A 13932-nucleotide genomic window follows, 5' to 3' on the forward strand; every position below is an offset into this window, starting at 1 on the left:
TGCTGCCCGGCGGCGTTCGGTTCCTTGCTGCACTGCAAAATAATGACAGAACGAAGTTGATCTACGTTGGAATGCGTCCTCCCACACGGAGGGCGGAGCTCGCACTGCGGCGCACCACGTACTTTGCCGGGCAGCGAAGCCCGTGGACAGCAAGCCGGTACGTACCTAAGCTAAGCTGGATGCAAAGTTGCACGGCAGAGCAATAAACGAACACGAGGTCGCGATGGCAAGCGCAGAGGTCGGCATAATCTCTACGATCGAGAACTTGCTCCAAGGCCAGGTTGGATCGGCGCGAGCCAAGGCGCTGCTGGAGACGCTCGAGATCGACCGGCGGCTCTTGAGTTCAAGCGACACGGCAAGCCGCGCCGAACTGGCCATGGCGCTCAACATCCTGCTGTTCGACGACTTGCTGAAGCGCGTGCCGACAGCCGCCCGGATCGTTGCTGAGGACGTTGCGTTCGGTCGCAAGATCGTCTTCGACCATGGCGCGCTGCGGACCATCGATGGGCCGCTGGGCGCCTTCCCGCGCGGGCATGCGGCATTCGGTCGCCTGCTGGAGCCGCTGGGCTACCGTGTCGATGCGCTCTATCCTTTGCCCAAACTGAACATGACCGGGCGCGCTTATGTGCACCGCGATTTGCCCGAAGCGGTGCCGCAATTCTTCGTCAGCGAGTTGCACCTCGACCGCCTTGACCAAGATGCCCGGGACGCGGCCTTGCGCGTGTTCGGCCAGACGCAGGACGTTCTCGACAGCGCCGCGACGGAGGCCCTGGCGCGCCTAGAGCAGGAGGGAGGCCTCCCCTCGGCCGAAGCCGGCGCACTGCTGAAAACGCTGCTCGCCGCATTCGACCGGCACCATCCGGAGCCTGCCCTCCCCGATTACGAGACCTTGCTGCTCCACTCCAAGGAAGCGGCCTGGATCGCGACCGAGGGTCACGCCTTCAATCACGCGACCACGCGCGTTCCCGATGTCGAGGCACTCGCCCAGCAACTGAAGGCGCGCGGCTATCCGCTGAAGGAAGCGGTCGAAGTGTCCGCCAATGGCCGCGTGCGGCAGACCGCGATCCTCGCCGACAAAGTGTCCCGCGGCTTTCGCGATGCGGGCGGCAAGCGGATCGAGCGCGAGGTGCCCGGATCCTTCTACGAGTTCATCAGCCGTGACATCGACCCGGCGACCGGATCGCTCGACCTGACGTTCGACAGCGGCAATGCCACTGGGATCTTCGCGGTTACGAGGAGCGCGTGAGCATGCTGCAATCGCTAGACCCGGCCAGTGGAGAGATCGTCTGGGAAGGACCGGAGACCGACGCTGGCGCGGTGCAGACTGCTCTCGCCCAAGCGCGCAAGGCCGCTGCAAGCTGGGGTGCCCTGCCCACCGAGCAGCGTGTCGCCCATGCGCAAGCGTTCAAGGCGGCCCTCGAGAGTCGTCGGGAGAGCCTGGCGACCATCATCTCGCGCGAGACGGGCAAGCCCCTGTGGGAGACCCGCAGCGAGGTCGCCTCGATGATCGGCAAAGTCGATATATCCATTGACGCGCAGGCCGAGCGGGCGGGCGAGCGCCGCAATGCCATGCCGTTCGGAGAGGCGGTGCTGCGGCATCGTCCGCACGGCGTAATGGCCGTGCTCGGCCCCTTCAACTTTCCCGGCCACTTGCCCAACGGCCACATCGTGCCCGCGCTGCTCGCCGGCAATGCGGTGGTGTTCAAGCCCTCCGAACTGACCCCGGCAACCGGCGCGGCCATGGCCGAATGCTGGGCGGAAGGGGGCCTGCCCAAGGGTGTGTTCCAGGTGGTCCAGGGTGGACGCTCCACCGGTGAGGCGCTGCTGGCGGGCGACATAGATGGCTTGCTGTTCACCGGATCGGCGGGAGCGGGGGCGCACTTCCGCCGCGTCTTTGCCGATCGCCCGCACGTGATCCTGGCGCTTGAACTCGGCGGCAACAATCCGCTGGTCGCATGGGACGGCGACATCGAGGAAACCGCCTCGATCGTCGTACAATCGAGCTTCGTCACGACCGGGCAGCGCTGCTCCTGCGCGCGCCGGTTGATCGTGCCGGACAGTGCGTTCGGACGCGGTCTGGTGGAGGCGGTTGATGCCCTCGCCCGGCGCATCGTGATCGGCCGCTGGAACGACGATCCTCAGCCTTACATCGGCCCACTCATCTCAGCCGCGGCGGCAGCCGGAGCGAAGGCGCATGCCGATGCGCTGGTAGCGCGCGGAGCCGTGGAGGTACGCGGCTTCAAGGTGCTCGACTGCATGGGTCCGGCATTCGTCCGGCCCGCAATCCTCGATGTTACCGGCGTCGACGTGCCCGACGAGGAGATCTTCGCGCCGATCGTGCAAGTCACCCGCGTCGCCGACTTCGACGGTGCCATGGCTGCTGCGAATGCGACGCGCTTCGGGCTTTCGGCAGGCTTGGTCAGCGGCGACGACAACTTGTGGGGGCGCTTCGTGCTGGAAAGCCGCGCGGGCGTGGTCAACCGCAATCGGCCGACCACGGGCGCGGCCGGATCGATGCCGTTCGGGGGCCTGGGTGAGAGCGGCAATCATCGGCCCAGCGCTTACTACGCGGCGGATTACTGCGCCTATCCGGTGGCAAGCTTCGAGGCGCCTCGCGCGAACGGCAACGCCGCTGCGCTCGCCGGCATGCTCAAGCCATGATCGCGCGGGATGAAGCCGCGCTGCTCGATCCGGTGGAGCGCGAGCCGATCCTTGCCCGCACTCTGGAGTGGGCCGCGATCAACAGCGGCACGGCCAACCTCCCCGGGGTCACCGCCATGGCCGAACGACTGGCGGATGCCTTCGCGGCGTTGCCGGGGGAGGTCTCTCTGGTCGACCCTGCGCCGGTCGAGAAGATCGCCGTCGATGGGAAAGCGCGCGATGTCGAACACGGCCGGCACCTGGTCCTGAGCGTCCGGCCCCAGGCTGCGCGGCGCGTGTTGCTGACCGGGCACATGGACACGGTCTACCCCGCCGACCACCCGTTCCAGACGACCGATTGGCTCGACGCGGATACGCTGCACGGCCCCGGCACCGCCGACATGAAGGGCGGCCTGTCGTTGATGCTGGAAGGCCTGCTGGCTTACGAGAGCAGCGCGCCCACGCTGGGCTATGATGTGATGATCAACTCGGACGAGGAAACCAGCTCGCTGTCCTCCTCCGCACTGATCGCGCAGCTCGCGCGGGGCAAGCTGGCGGCGCTGACCTACGAGCCGGCACTGCCGGGCGGTGTGATGGCGCGCGCTCGGCACGGGTCCGGCAACTTCGCGGCGGTGGTGACTGGGCGCTCCGCACATGCTGGGCGCAATCCCGAAGACGGACGCAACGCGCTGGTGGCCGCGGCCGATCTCGCGCAGCGCCTGCACCGAGCTCGGCGTGATGGACTGACGGTGAACCCGGCGCGCATCGAAGGGGGATCGCCGAACAACAGCGTGCCCGATCTCGCCATCCTGCACTTCAACATTCGCCCGCGCGGGCCCGAAGACCTGAACGAAGCGCAAGCTCTTATCGCAGCAGCGGTGGCCGACGTAGCAGCCGAACACGAGGTCTCGATCCACCTGCACGGCAGCTTCGCGCGGCCGCCGAAACCCATCAGCCCGGCAACCGAGGGCCTGTTTGCGCTGGTCTCCCAGGCCGCTGCCGACCTTGGTGAGCCGATGACCTGGAAGGACACAGGTGGCGTGTGCGACGGCAACAACATCGCCGCGTGCGCAGTGCCGGTGATCGACACCATGGGCGCTTGCGGCGGCGCGATCCACTCACCCGACGAGTTCCTCCTCGCCAGCTCGCTCGACGCGCGGGCCAGGCTGACGGCGCTGGTGCTGCACCGGCTTGATCGGCAGGGACTGTCCCGATGACCTTCCTGTTGCGCACCGCCCGAGAGAATGATCTGGCCGCGCTCTATCGCATGGCCAAGGGCACGGGCGGGGGCTTCACCAACCTGCCGCCCGACAAGCCGACGCTGGAGGCCAAGCTGCACCGTGCCGCCGCCAGCTTCAGCCAAGACATTCAGGACCTGCGCGACGACCTGTTCGTGTTCATCCTAGAGGACACTGCCACCCAGCGCACCCGCGGGACGTGCCAGATCATGTCGCAGGTCGGTACGCAGCTCCCGTTCTACTCCTATCGCATCGGCCGGATCACCCAGCACTCCAAGGAGCTCGACCGCACATTCCGCGCCGAGATGCTGACGCTCAGCACCGATCTCGACGGGTCGAGCGAAGTGGGCGGCCTCTACCTCGATCCGACCGAGCGCTCGGCCGGCGTCGGCAAGCTGCTCGCGCGCAGCCGCTACCTCTTCATTCGCAGCCACCGCGCGCGCTTTGCCGACCGCACCTTGGCCGAGCTGCGCGGCGCCATCGACGATGCCGGCAACTCGCCATTCTGGGATGGGCTCGCCGGCCGCTTTTTCGACATGACCTTCCGCGATGCGGACGAGTTCAATGCGCGCATGGGTAACCAATTCATCGCCGATCTCATGCCGAAGCATCCCATCTACACCGCGCTCCTTCCGGAGAGCGCGCGCCACGTCATGGGCCAGCCGCACTACTCGGGCCGACCGGCGATGCGCATGCTGGAGAACGAGGGCTTCGCGTTCCAGAACTACATCGACATCTTCGACGGTGGCCCTTCCATGATCGCGCAGACCGATCGCATCCGCACGATCACCGAAGCGCGCGACGCGGTGATCGTCGCAGTTGGTGAAGGGGTCGACGGAGCCGAATACCTAGTCTCCTGCGGACGTCTCGCACAGTTCCGCGCGTGCCTTGCCCACGTCTCTCCGGTCGATGGCGGTGTGATGATCGATGGCAGCGCTGCGGTCCTGCTCGAGGTTTCCGCCGGCGACACCATCAGCTACGCACCCGCATGAGGCCCCCATGCTGACCGAGATCAACTTCGACGGTATCGTCGGCCCCAGCCATAACTATGCCGGCCTCAGCCACGGCAATCTGGCGAGCACGCGCAACTTCGGTCGCGTGTCACGGCCGCGTGATGCTGCGCTCCAGGGCCTGGCGAAGATGCGGCTCAATCTGGAGCTCGGGCTCGTCCAAGGCTGGTTCATGCCGCAGGATCGTCCGGACGAGGCATGGCTGGCGCGGCTCGGCACCGACATGGCGCAAGCCACGCCCGAGCTACGCTATGCGGCGATGTCCGCGTCGTCCATGTGGGCCGCGAACGCCGCCACGGTCAGCCCGGCCCCGGACACCGTCGATGGTCGCTGCCATCTGACGCCGGCCAATCTGGTGACGATGCCGCATCGCAGTCATGAGTGGCCCGGCACGCTGGCGCAGCTGCGACTGGCTTTTGCCAACGCCGACCACTTCGCCATCCATGATCCGGTGCCGCCGCCCTTCGGCGACGAGGGCGCTGCCAATCACATGCGGTTCTGTGCGGAGCACGATAGCGCGGGCGTGGAGGTGTTCGTGTATGGTATGGGCGGTGCGCCCTTCCCGGCCCGTCAGCATCGCGAAGCCAGCGCCGCCGTTGCGCGGCTGCACGGGCTCGATCCCGAGCGCACGATCCTCGCGCGACAGTCTGACGAGGCCATCGCCGCCGGTGCGTTCCACAACGATGTCGTCGCCGTCGCCAACGAATACGTGCTCTTCGCGCACGAGCAGGCGTTCGCTGACCGCGAAGATCTTTACGCGGCCTTGCGGAGCAGGCTGCCCGAGCTGGTCGTCATCGAAGTTCCTGCGAGCAGCGTGAGCCTGGCCGACACCATCGCCTCGTACCTGTTCAACGCGCAGTTGGTCACCCTGCCCGGCGGCGGCATGGCACTGATCCTGCCGGGCGAGGCGCGCGCGACGCCGAGCGTCTGGGCTTGGCTGGAGCAGATGGTAGGCGGCAATGGCCCGATCCGCGAGCTGCACGTCGCCGATCTGCGCGAGTCCATGGCGAATGGCGGCGGCCCGGCGTGCCTGCGTCTGCGAGTGGTTGCCGATCCCACCTCGATCGATCCGCGCTTCCTGGTTTCACCGGACCGGCTCGACCTGGCGGAGCAGATCGTCAGCCAGCATTGGCCAGAAGAGATCGCACCTCACGATCTTGCCCGCCCCGCGCTCTGGCAGACGGTGCGCTCAGCACGCAACGCGTTGCTGGACGGGCTAAGCCTTACCGAGCTTGCGGATTAACCATCATTCACGAAGCGCAAGTAAAATCGTCGTCTAAACTGCATCCTGGCGCGAAAATGACACGAAAGACGGGATACCTCTGCTCTCCGGCGCGTTGACCTCTTGAGAAAGGGGACAACAGATGAGCGGAGTGATCTTTGCCCTCGCGCTGTTCGGTTGCACTGACGACGGTTCTGCATGCCAGCGCCTGTCGGGTCCGGAGCAGACCTATGAGAGCCGGATTGAGTGCCTTGCCGCGCAAGGTGCCGCGCTCGACAGCGACAGCGCCATGGCTGCCGACTTCCCCAGCGTTTACGCGCAGTGCATGACCAACACGCAACTGGCGCATCTCAGGCACGGCGCAGTCGACCTTCGCAAGGCCGGCATTACGTTCGCCGACGCGGCCGACTGAACGTTCAGCCGCGTCCTCGGTACGAAGCGACGCCTTGATCGGGCACCCATAGCCCCGCCGGCGGCGCGTCGGACTGCCAGAACACATCGATGGGGATACCACCTCGCGGATACCAGTATCCGCCGATGCGCAGCCAGCGCGGCTGCATCTCGGCGAACAGTCGCTGCCCAATGCCCACCGTCACATCCTCGTGGAAGCCGCAATGATTGCGGAACGAGCCCAGGAACAGCTTGAGGCTCTTCGATTCGACGATGGTCTCCCCGGGTGCATAGTCGATCACCAGGTGCGCGAAGTCGGGCTGGCCGGTCACCGGACACAACGACGTGAACTCCGGCGCGGCGAAGCGGACGAGGTACAGCGAGCCACGACGCGGGTTCGGGACGTAGTCGAGCTGCGCCTCCTTGGGTGACGGTGGTAAGGCGCTTTGCTGGCCCAGATGAAGCGGAGAGGCTGGCGGTTCACTCATGCATGTGCCAATGCCGCCAACCCGGCCCGGAGGCAACCTGCCGCGCGAGGCGGCGGGGTTAAGTCGGTATTCAGTCGCGCCCGGGCAGCCGCCATTCCGGCAGCCGCCCAAGAGGCGCGGGGAACGGGCCAGGGGACGTTGGATGAGGGCCGCTTTGCGCAGGATCACGCTCGGTTCGTCGGCTACGCTGGCAGCGGTGATGCTGCTTGCGCAAGCGGCGGTGGCGCAGGACGCCGGGACGGTCACCGACTATCGCCTGCCCGACCCCAAGCAGTCATCGGCGCCGCGCGTGCAAGGCCCGGTCGATCCCGAGAACCCTTACGGTACCCCGTCGCGCGCGCCGCAGCCGGAGCGCACTCCAGCACCGAAGCCCACCGCTTCACCATCTCCGCGCATCAGCATCCCTGCACCGAGCCGGGAGGAGCAACGGCCGGCAGCGCGAGCAAGCGCGACGCGGCCAGCGCCGCGGGCGAGCGCTTCGGCTGCTGCTCCTGCCAGCGCCGCCCCCTCTCCCACGGCCACAGCGCCCGAACCGCGTCCTGAGAGGACGCCACCCCCGCCCGTCGCTCCCAGCCCAGCTCCGGTTGCGACGGACGAAGCGCCGCTGGTGCTTCCTCCGACGCCGACTGCAGCGAACGGGGATCGCACGTGGTGGATCGTCGCTGGCGTCGCTCTCATCGCAGTGGCTGGCGGCGCACTTCTGCTGCTGCGACGCCGCCGCCCTGCGCCGATCGACAACAGCTACGAGATCGAACCGGCCCCGCCGGCTGCAGAGCCTGTGCCCCAACGGCCCCGCCCTGCAACGCCGCCGCCCAGCCCTCTGCCGACCCCGCCGGGGGCCGCGCCTCGAAGCGAAGCATCAACCCGCGAGCCTTTCGCGGTCACTATCGACTTCAGGCCGCAAGCGATCCGGCTGTCTCTGGTCTATGCCACCTTGCAGTACGAGATGGCGGTTACGAACACGGGTGCGGAAACGCTACCGAACCTGATCGTGCGCGGCGACCTCTCCTCCGCGCACGCATCGATCCCCGTCGAGCAGCAGCTCGCCCCGCCTATCGAGGCGCTCGAGCTCAAGCATGAGCTTGCCCCGCTCGCCGCCGGTGAAACGGCTACGGCTAAGGGCGAGGTTCGGGTGCCGATCCAGCAGATCCGTCCGCTGGTGAAAGGCAGCGCAAGCTTCCTCGTCCCGCTGGCACGCTTTTGCTTGTCGCAACCCGATGGCAGCTTCGTGCGCCGCGTGTTCACGGCAGGCCCGCGCGATGCCGAGAGCGGCGCCATCGCATCGGTGCGCCTCGATGCAGGCCCACGTAACTTGCGCGAGCTGGGCGCGCGCGAGATCGAGGCGGCGCGCGGCTTCGCGCTCGACCCGGTTGCCGCGCACGGCTAGGCTCGACGCCAGACCCGAGTTCAGGAGTTAGGTGTTGAAAGACAAGGCCGATGCGCCGGCGCAGGCGCTCGCAACCGCCACTCGCCTGGTGAACGCGGGCCGCCGTGCCGAATGGACCGGTGCGGTGGTGAACCCACCCGTCTGGCGCGCGAGCACGCACTTGTACGAGAACACCGCAGCGCTTGCCGAAGGCGTGCGCGGCAATGCGGACGGACGGTTCTTCTATGGCCGGCGTGGCGCTCCCACCCAGTGGGCCCTGGCGGACGCGCTGACCTCGCTGGAGAACGGCGCAGCGGGTACCGTGCTCTATCCCTCCGGTGTTGCAGCGATCGCCGGAGTGCTGCTCACGGTGCTGCGGCCCGGCGACGTGCTGCTGATGACGGACAACGCTTACGACCCCAGCCGGGCGATGGGGCGCGGCTTGCTGGCCGACTTCGGCGTGGAGACGCGCTACTTCGACCCTATCGATCTCAATGGCTACCAAGCCGCGTTCTGCACCCGCACTCGTGCGGTCCTGCTGGAGGCGCCCGGCAGCTTGACGATGGAGGTCTGCGACGTTCCCGCGCTCGCCCAGATCGCGCGGCAGCACGGCGCTATTTCGGTCCTGGACAACACCTGGGCAGGGCCGACCGGCTTCGATGCGCTCGGCCACGGTGTGGATGTGACCGTCATGGCGCTCACCAAGCATGTCGGGGGCCACTCCGACCTGATGATGGGCAGCGCCAGCGCCGGGCCGGAGCTCTACAAGCGCCTGCGCATGCGCGCGCAGAACCTGGGCCTGGTTGTCTCGCCGGACGATGCAGCGCTTGCCCTGCGCGGCCTGCGAACTTTGTCGCTAAGGCTTGAGCAAGAGACCCGCTCTGCGCTGGCGATCGCGCAGTGGCTTGCCGAGCAGCCCCAGGTCGCGCGGGTGCTGTGCCCCATGCTGCCGGGCTCGCCAGGTCACGATCTGTGGCAGCGAGACTTCACCAGCGGCTGCGGGCTGTTCAGCTTCGTACTGCGCGGCGGCGATGCGGCGCGGCGCAATCGGCTGATCGACGCATTGTCGCTGTTCGGCATCGGCTATTCCTGGGGCGGGTTCGAGAGTCTGGCGACCCCACTAGACCCTGCGCCGCTGCGCAGCGTCATGGCTTGGCCGATGCGCGATGGGGATGCCGCCGATCGTTATGGGGTGCGGCTGTCGATCGGGTTGGAGGACAGTGCGGACCTGATCGCGGATCTCGGGCAGGCGCTTGGGGTTATGGATCGCGGTTGATCGGGTAAAACGCACCGTTATGGCTTTACAACCTCACTCAACCTAACCGCGCCACTCCCGCCGCTCTTCGCCTTGGCGCAAAACCTCATACGCCAGCTGGTACGACTGAAACGCCTTGGCAGCCTCTGGGTCGTTCGGCCGCACATCGGGGTGAACCTCTTTGGCCTTGGCACGCCACGCCTTTTTCACCGCATCGAAATCGGCATCCGGTTCGAGCTCCAGAACTTCCAGAGCGCGCATCTCGTCGCGGCTGCGCGTGCCATCGCCCGAGCCTGCCCAACCATAGTGCGCAGCTTCCTTGTAGCCGCCATTGTCGGACCGCTCCTGCGCCTCGCGCTGCTCGGCCTCTTCCTTGTCGAGACCGGCGAAGTAGTCCCACCCGGCGTTGTACTCGGCCGCATGCTTCTGGCAGAAGTACCACCGGTCCGGGCTGTTTGGCGACTTGGGAGCGGGGCAGTCACCCGCTTCGGTGCAGCCGTGCCGGTCGCAGAGGCGGATATGCGCGGCCTCGCGGCCGGCTTCATAACCGCGCCAACGCGGAAAGCCCCAGTCGTTGGATCGGCGCGCCTTGCTCATAACCTCGCGATAAGCCCCGACTCGCGGGCGACGCAAGACTTGTTCTGAGTGCGATAATTCCCATGCGAATGGGTGCCGGACGGTCCGGCACCCGCTGTCAGGATCAGTCGACCTGTCAGTCGCCAGATCAGTCGATCGTGACGGTCACCGCGCGGCGGTTCTGCGCCCAGGCCTGCTCGTCCGAGCCGAGCGCCACCGGGCGTTCCTTGCCGTAGCTGACCGTGGACAGGCGGCTGGGGTCGACGCCCAGGCTGACGAGGTAGTTCTTGGCCGCATTGGCGCGGCGCTCACCCAGCGCAATGTTGTATTCGCGCGTGCCGCGCTCGTCCGAGTGACCTTCCACCGTCGCGCGCTTGGCCGGATAGCGGGCCAGCCACTGCGCCTGCTTGGCAAGTGCGGCCTGGTCGCTGGAGTCGATGTCGTAGCGGTCGGTGTCGAAGTAGATCGTGTCCTGCCCGGCCATGATCTGCACGAAATCGGCCTGGCTGCCGGGCGTCGCCGCGCCGAGCTGGCCGGTGTCGGTCGAGCTGGTCGGCGCGCCGGGCTCGGGCGGCAGTTCCTTGGGCGGCTTGCTCTTGCAGGCCGAGATGGCGAGCGCGCCGGACAGAAGCAGGATGGTTGCAAGCTTTGCCGGTGCGGGCTTTGCGGTTGCAGGCATGAGCGTGTCTCCTCTCGAGGCCATCGAAATGGCTGGATTGCGCGGGTGGTTCCGAGCCGATGCTATCAGGCTCGGGCCACGCTGTATCGCGCGTTAGATACTTACGGCCGGATCGGTCCCCACGCCGGGTCCGACGCGCCGACCGGCGTCGGCAGGCGGCGCTCGTTGCGGCCGGTCAGGTCGACCTGCCAGATCGAGGCCTGGCCGGTGCCCTTGGCGGTACGGAAGAATTGGATGATGCGCCCGTTCGGCGACCAGGTCGGCGCCTCGTCCTGCCACGAGTTGGTCAGGTGGCGCATGCCGCCGCCGTTGGGGTTCATCACGGCGACGCGCAAGTCGCCGGCGATGTGAGTGAAGGCGATCTGGTCGCCGCGCGGGCTCCACTCGGGCGTGGCCGCGCGGCCGCCGAAGAAGCTGATGCGCCGCTGGCCAGAGCCGTCCGCGTTCATCACGTAGACCTGCTGGCTGCCCGACTGATCGCTTTCGTAGACGATCTTGCTCCCATCGGGCGAATAGCTGCCGCCGATGTTGATGCCCGGGCCATTGGTCAGCTTCTGCGGGGTGCCGCCTCCTGCCGAGGAGATGCGGTAGATGTCGGTCGTGCCGCCCTTCGCCATCGAATAGAGCACCCACTTGCCATCGGGCGACCAGCGCGGTGCCAGCGTCGGGTTGCCGGTGCGTGCGATCAGCGTCTGGCGATCGGTGGCCAAGTCATACGAGTAGATGCTCGGCTGGCCGTTCAGGTAGGACAGGTAGAGGATCTTGGAATAGTCGGGCGAATAGCGCGGCGTCAGCGCCATCGCCTGACCGCTGGTGAGATAGCGGTGATTGGCGCCGTCCGAATCCATGATCGCCAGCCGCTTCATGCGGTGGCCCTTGGGTCCGGTCTCGGCGATGTAGGCGATCTTGGAATCGAAGAACGGGCTCTCGCCCGACAGGCGCGAGTAGATCAAGTCCGAGCATTTGTGCGCCGCGCGCCGCCAGTCCGACGCGGCGAACTGCCAGCCGCCCTTGATCAGCTGGCGGGTGAGGCTGATGTCGTAGAGATAGCAGCCGACCGTCAGTTGGCCGTCCGCGCCCGCCTTGACGTAGCCCTGCACCAGCATGTCCGCGCCGCGACCTGACCAGCTGGGATAGTCCGGCATCTGCACTTGCGGCAGCGTCGGCTGCGGCAGGCCGGCAGGTCCGGTCGGCTTGAACAGGCCGTTGTTCTTGAGGTCCGAGGCGATGACCTGGCTGATCGCCTGCCCCAGCTGCGCTGTCGAGCCGGCGTTGGTCTGCGTCGGCACGTCGCGATCGGTGGCGAAGGTGGTGATGGCGATGCCGAGGTCCTGCCACTCGTTCTCGTCCGAGACGCTACCAGTCAGGCCGCCATCGTCGGCTTCGGCGCCGGTGGCAGTCGGTTGCGGAGCGGGGGTGCCGGTGACCGGCAGATCCTGCGCGGCGAGCGGCGCGCCGGCGAGCGCCAGAAGCAGGGCAAGGGTGAATCGGGGCGTCGTAAAGCGCTTGGTCATTGCGAGAGCCTCTTGTCGAAACGGAAGGACGACACGCGTTTCCACGCATCGTAGTATTGTTCGGGCAGATCGAAGGGCGCGGCCAGCCGGACGGCGCGCACGGCCTGCTCGGCATGGCGCTCGGCCTGGGCGCGGTTGTTCTCGTTGATGCCCAGCTGGCGCACGACCGTTGGCGTTCCGGCCAGCGTGCCGTCGCGGTTGAGGTTGAACGACAGGATCGTCACCAGCTCCTCGGCATCGAGCCCTTGCGGCGCCGACCACTTGGGCTTGAGCTGACGCGAGATCGCACTGGCGAGCGCCGACTTCACCGCCGGCCCGATCGCCGCTGCCGGCGCTGCCGTGCTCGCACGATTGTTGGACGTCGCACCACTCACGCCTGCCAGGAAGTCCGACCCGATGCGACTGCCGCCGGCGGGTGCATTGGACTTGGTAGCCGTCTTCGCAGGCGGCGACTTGGCGGTGCCCGTCTTCGCAGGCGTTTTCGCCGGCGCCGACTTAGCCGGAGCGGACTTCGCCGGTGAAGCCTTGGCAGGAGGAGCCTTGGCGGGAGCGCGGGTCGCCGGCTTGGCGGTCGGCGTCTTCGGGGCCGGCTTTGCAGGCGCGGGCCGTGCTTTCTCAGGCGTCTTTGGTGCCGGGCGCTGAGTTGGGCGCGGCACGGGCCTGGGAACCGGGCGCGGTGCTGGCCGCTCGACCTTGGGCTCGGGCTTCGGCGGCGTCGGCTTCGGAGGGGTAGGTTTCGGCGGCGTAGGCTTCGGCGGCGTAGGCTTGGGCGGGGCCGGCTCTGGCGGTGCAGGCTCAAGCCGGGCCGGCTGCGGCTCGGGCTCGCTCTCCGCTGGCTCGGCCTGTTCCTGCGGCTGCGGCTCGCCCAAGCTGGGCGCGACGGGCGGCGCGGCCTGGCTGTTGGGCTGCGGCGACGTGCTGGTGAGCCCCACCTCGTCGCTGATCGTCACCTCGATCCGCTCGGGCGGCGTGACCACCGGCGCGGAGTGCGGGCGCAGCAACAGCAGCGCGACCAGCGCGGCGTGCGCGGCGATCGCGATCCCGAGGCCGAGGCCTTCCTCCTTGCGCAGCGCTAGAGCCATTGTCCCTACCAGCTACCCTCAGGCCCCTGAACCGCCGGTGACGCCCGTCACCAGCGAGATCGAGTTGAAGCCGGCGCGGTTCAGCTCGCCCATGACTTCCATGACCTTGCCGTAGTCGAGCGCCTTGTCCGCGCGCAGCGTCACCAACGGCTTCTTGCCTTCGGGCGTATCGGGGATCGCGGCCAGGCGGTCCGCCAGTTCACCGGGTGCGAGCGCGTCCTTCTCCAGGTAGACGGTGCCGTCGGTCTGGATGGTGATGGTGACTTGGCTTGCCTCCTCGCTCATCGCCTTGGCGCGGCTGTCGGGGAGTTCGACCGGGACGGCAGCCTTGAGCAAGGGTGCGGTGACCATGAAGATGATCAGCAGCACCAGCATCACGTCGACCAGCGGCGTGACGTTGATCTCCGACATCGGCGTGCCGGCACGCCCACGCCCACGGCGCCGACCGCCGCCTTGCAGGCCCATCGCCATG

General features: G+C 67.5%; 14 protein-coding genes. 8 read left to right on the forward strand and 6 right to left on the reverse strand.

Features of this window, described 5'->3' with window-relative positions; translation table 11 throughout:
• The first annotated feature begins 223 nt into the window (after positions 1-223).
• From GV044_RS01670 to GV044_RS01695, 6 genes are all read left to right on the forward strand, one after another.
• Entirely contained in the window at positions 224-1246 is a 1023-nt protein-coding gene (locus GV044_RS01670) for a 2-oxoadipate dioxygenase/decarboxylase family protein (RefSeq protein ID WP_159864582.1), read from the forward strand.
• 2 nt (positions 1247-1248) lie between these two features.
• Complete coding sequence (astD, locus tag GV044_RS01675; protein WP_159864585.1) at positions 1249-2661, forward strand: succinylglutamate-semialdehyde dehydrogenase; 1413 nt, start codon at positions 1249-1251, stop codon at positions 2659-2661.
• Positions 2658-3857, forward strand: coding sequence for a hydrolase (locus GV044_RS01680; RefSeq protein ID WP_159864588.1), 1200 nt, complete (start codon positions 2658-2660; stop codon positions 3855-3857). The genes astD and GV044_RS01680 overlap by 4 nt, the downstream gene beginning before the upstream one ends.
• The gene (locus tag GV044_RS01685; RefSeq protein ID WP_159864591.1) at positions 3854-4870 is read left to right on the forward strand and encodes an arginine N-succinyltransferase; all 1017 of its coding nucleotides are present in this window, start codon (positions 3854-3856) and stop codon (positions 4868-4870) included. The genes GV044_RS01680 and GV044_RS01685 overlap by 4 nt, the downstream gene beginning before the upstream one ends.
• 7 nt (positions 4871-4877) lie before the next feature.
• Positions 4878-6131, forward strand: a complete 1254-nt coding sequence (locus tag GV044_RS01690; protein ID WP_159864594.1) for an N-succinylarginine dihydrolase — start codon at positions 4878-4880, stop codon at positions 6129-6131.
• A gap of 121 nt (positions 6132-6252) precedes the next feature.
• On the forward strand, positions 6253-6522 hold the full coding sequence (locus GV044_RS01695; protein ID WP_159864597.1) for a hypothetical protein: 270 nt from the start codon (positions 6253-6255) through the stop codon (positions 6520-6522).
• 4 nt (positions 6523-6526) lie between these two features.
• Here GV044_RS01695 and queF read toward each other — a convergent pair whose 3' ends face one another.
• Positions 6527-6988: a preQ(1) synthase gene (gene queF, locus GV044_RS01700; protein WP_159864600.1), complete on the reverse strand. Its 462-nt coding sequence runs from the start codon at positions 6986-6988 to the stop codon at positions 6527-6529.
• A 142-nt stretch (positions 6989-7130) separates the two neighbouring features.
• Between queF and GV044_RS01705 the strand changes: the two genes are divergently transcribed.
• Positions 7131-8375: a hypothetical protein gene (locus tag GV044_RS01705; protein ID WP_159864603.1), complete on the forward strand. Its 1245-nt coding sequence runs from the start codon at positions 7131-7133 to the stop codon at positions 8373-8375.
• A 34-nt stretch (positions 8376-8409) separates the two neighbouring features.
• Entirely contained in the window at positions 8410-9630 is a 1221-nt protein-coding gene (gene metC, locus GV044_RS01710; RefSeq protein ID WP_236554603.1) for a cystathionine beta-lyase, read from the forward strand.
• Positions 9631-9672: 42 nt separating this feature from the next.
• On the opposite strand, the gene GV044_RS01715 is transcribed toward metC, so the two are convergent.
• The 5 genes from GV044_RS01715 to GV044_RS01735 all read right to left on the reverse strand — a co-directional run bounded on the left by GV044_RS01715 (position 9673) and on the right by GV044_RS01735 (position 13931).
• Positions 9673-10206 (reverse strand): J domain-containing protein, encoded by a 534-nt coding sequence (locus GV044_RS01715; RefSeq protein ID WP_159864606.1) that lies wholly within the window; start codon positions 10204-10206, stop codon positions 9673-9675.
• 127 nt (positions 10207-10333) lie between these two features.
• On the reverse strand, positions 10334-10864 hold the full coding sequence (gene pal / locus GV044_RS01720) for a peptidoglycan-associated lipoprotein Pal (protein WP_201298992.1): 531 nt from the start codon (positions 10862-10864) through the stop codon (positions 10334-10336).
• 101 nt (positions 10865-10965) lie between these two features.
• Positions 10966-12378: a Tol-Pal system beta propeller repeat protein TolB gene (tolB, locus tag GV044_RS01725; RefSeq protein WP_159864609.1), complete on the reverse strand. Its 1413-nt coding sequence runs from the start codon at positions 12376-12378 to the stop codon at positions 10966-10968.
• Positions 12375-13460, reverse strand: coding sequence for a hypothetical protein (locus tag GV044_RS01730; RefSeq protein ID WP_159864612.1), 1086 nt, complete (start codon positions 13458-13460; stop codon positions 12375-12377). The genes tolB and GV044_RS01730 overlap by 4 nt, the downstream gene beginning before the upstream one ends.
• An 18-nt stretch (positions 13461-13478) precedes the next feature.
• Positions 13479-13931: a biopolymer transporter ExbD gene (locus GV044_RS01735; protein WP_159864615.1), complete on the reverse strand. Its 453-nt coding sequence runs from the start codon at positions 13929-13931 to the stop codon at positions 13479-13481.
• Position 13932 lies beyond the last annotated feature (1 nt).

The sequence above is a fragment of the Novosphingobium sp. 9U genome (assembly GCF_902506425.1).
Lineage (GTDB): Bacteria > Pseudomonadota > Alphaproteobacteria > Sphingomonadales > Sphingomonadaceae > Novosphingobium.

Coding starts and splice junctions, on each gene's coding strand:
- tolB (WP_159864609.1), bottom strand. CDS start 12,378: ATGACCAAGCGCTTTACGACGCCCCGATTCACCCTTGCCCTGCTTCTG.
- GV044_RS01735 (WP_159864615.1), bottom strand. CDS start 13,931: ATGGCGATGGGCCTGCAAGGCGGCGGTCGGCGCCGTGGGCGTGGGCGT.
- GV044_RS01685 (WP_159864591.1), top strand. CDS start 3,854: ATGACCTTCCTGTTGCGCACCGCCCGAGAGAATGATCTGGCCGCGCTC.
- GV044_RS01715 (WP_159864606.1), bottom strand. CDS start 10,206: ATGAGCAAGGCGCGCCGATCCAACGACTGGGGCTTTCCGCGTTGGCGC.
- queF (WP_159864600.1), bottom strand. CDS start 6,988: ATGAGTGAACCGCCAGCCTCTCCGCTTCATCTGGGCCAGCAAAGCGCC.
- astD (WP_159864585.1), top strand. CDS start 1,249: ATGCTGCAATCGCTAGACCCGGCCAGTGGAGAGATCGTCTGGGAAGGA.
- GV044_RS01690 (WP_159864594.1), top strand. CDS start 4,878: ATGCTGACCGAGATCAACTTCGACGGTATCGTCGGCCCCAGCCATAAC.
- GV044_RS01705 (WP_159864603.1), top strand. CDS start 7,131: ATGAGGGCCGCTTTGCGCAGGATCACGCTCGGTTCGTCGGCTACGCTG.
- GV044_RS01730 (WP_159864612.1), bottom strand. CDS start 13,460: ATGGCTCTAGCGCTGCGCAAGGAGGAAGGCCTCGGCCTCGGGATCGCG.
- GV044_RS01670 (WP_159864582.1), top strand. CDS start 224: ATGGCAAGCGCAGAGGTCGGCATAATCTCTACGATCGAGAACTTGCTC.
- GV044_RS01680 (WP_159864588.1), top strand. CDS start 2,658: ATGATCGCGCGGGATGAAGCCGCGCTGCTCGATCCGGTGGAGCGCGAG.
- GV044_RS01695 (WP_159864597.1), top strand. CDS start 6,253: ATGAGCGGAGTGATCTTTGCCCTCGCGCTGTTCGGTTGCACTGACGAC.
- pal (WP_201298992.1), bottom strand. CDS start 10,864: ATGCCTGCAACCGCAAAGCCCGCACCGGCAAAGCTTGCAACCATCCTG.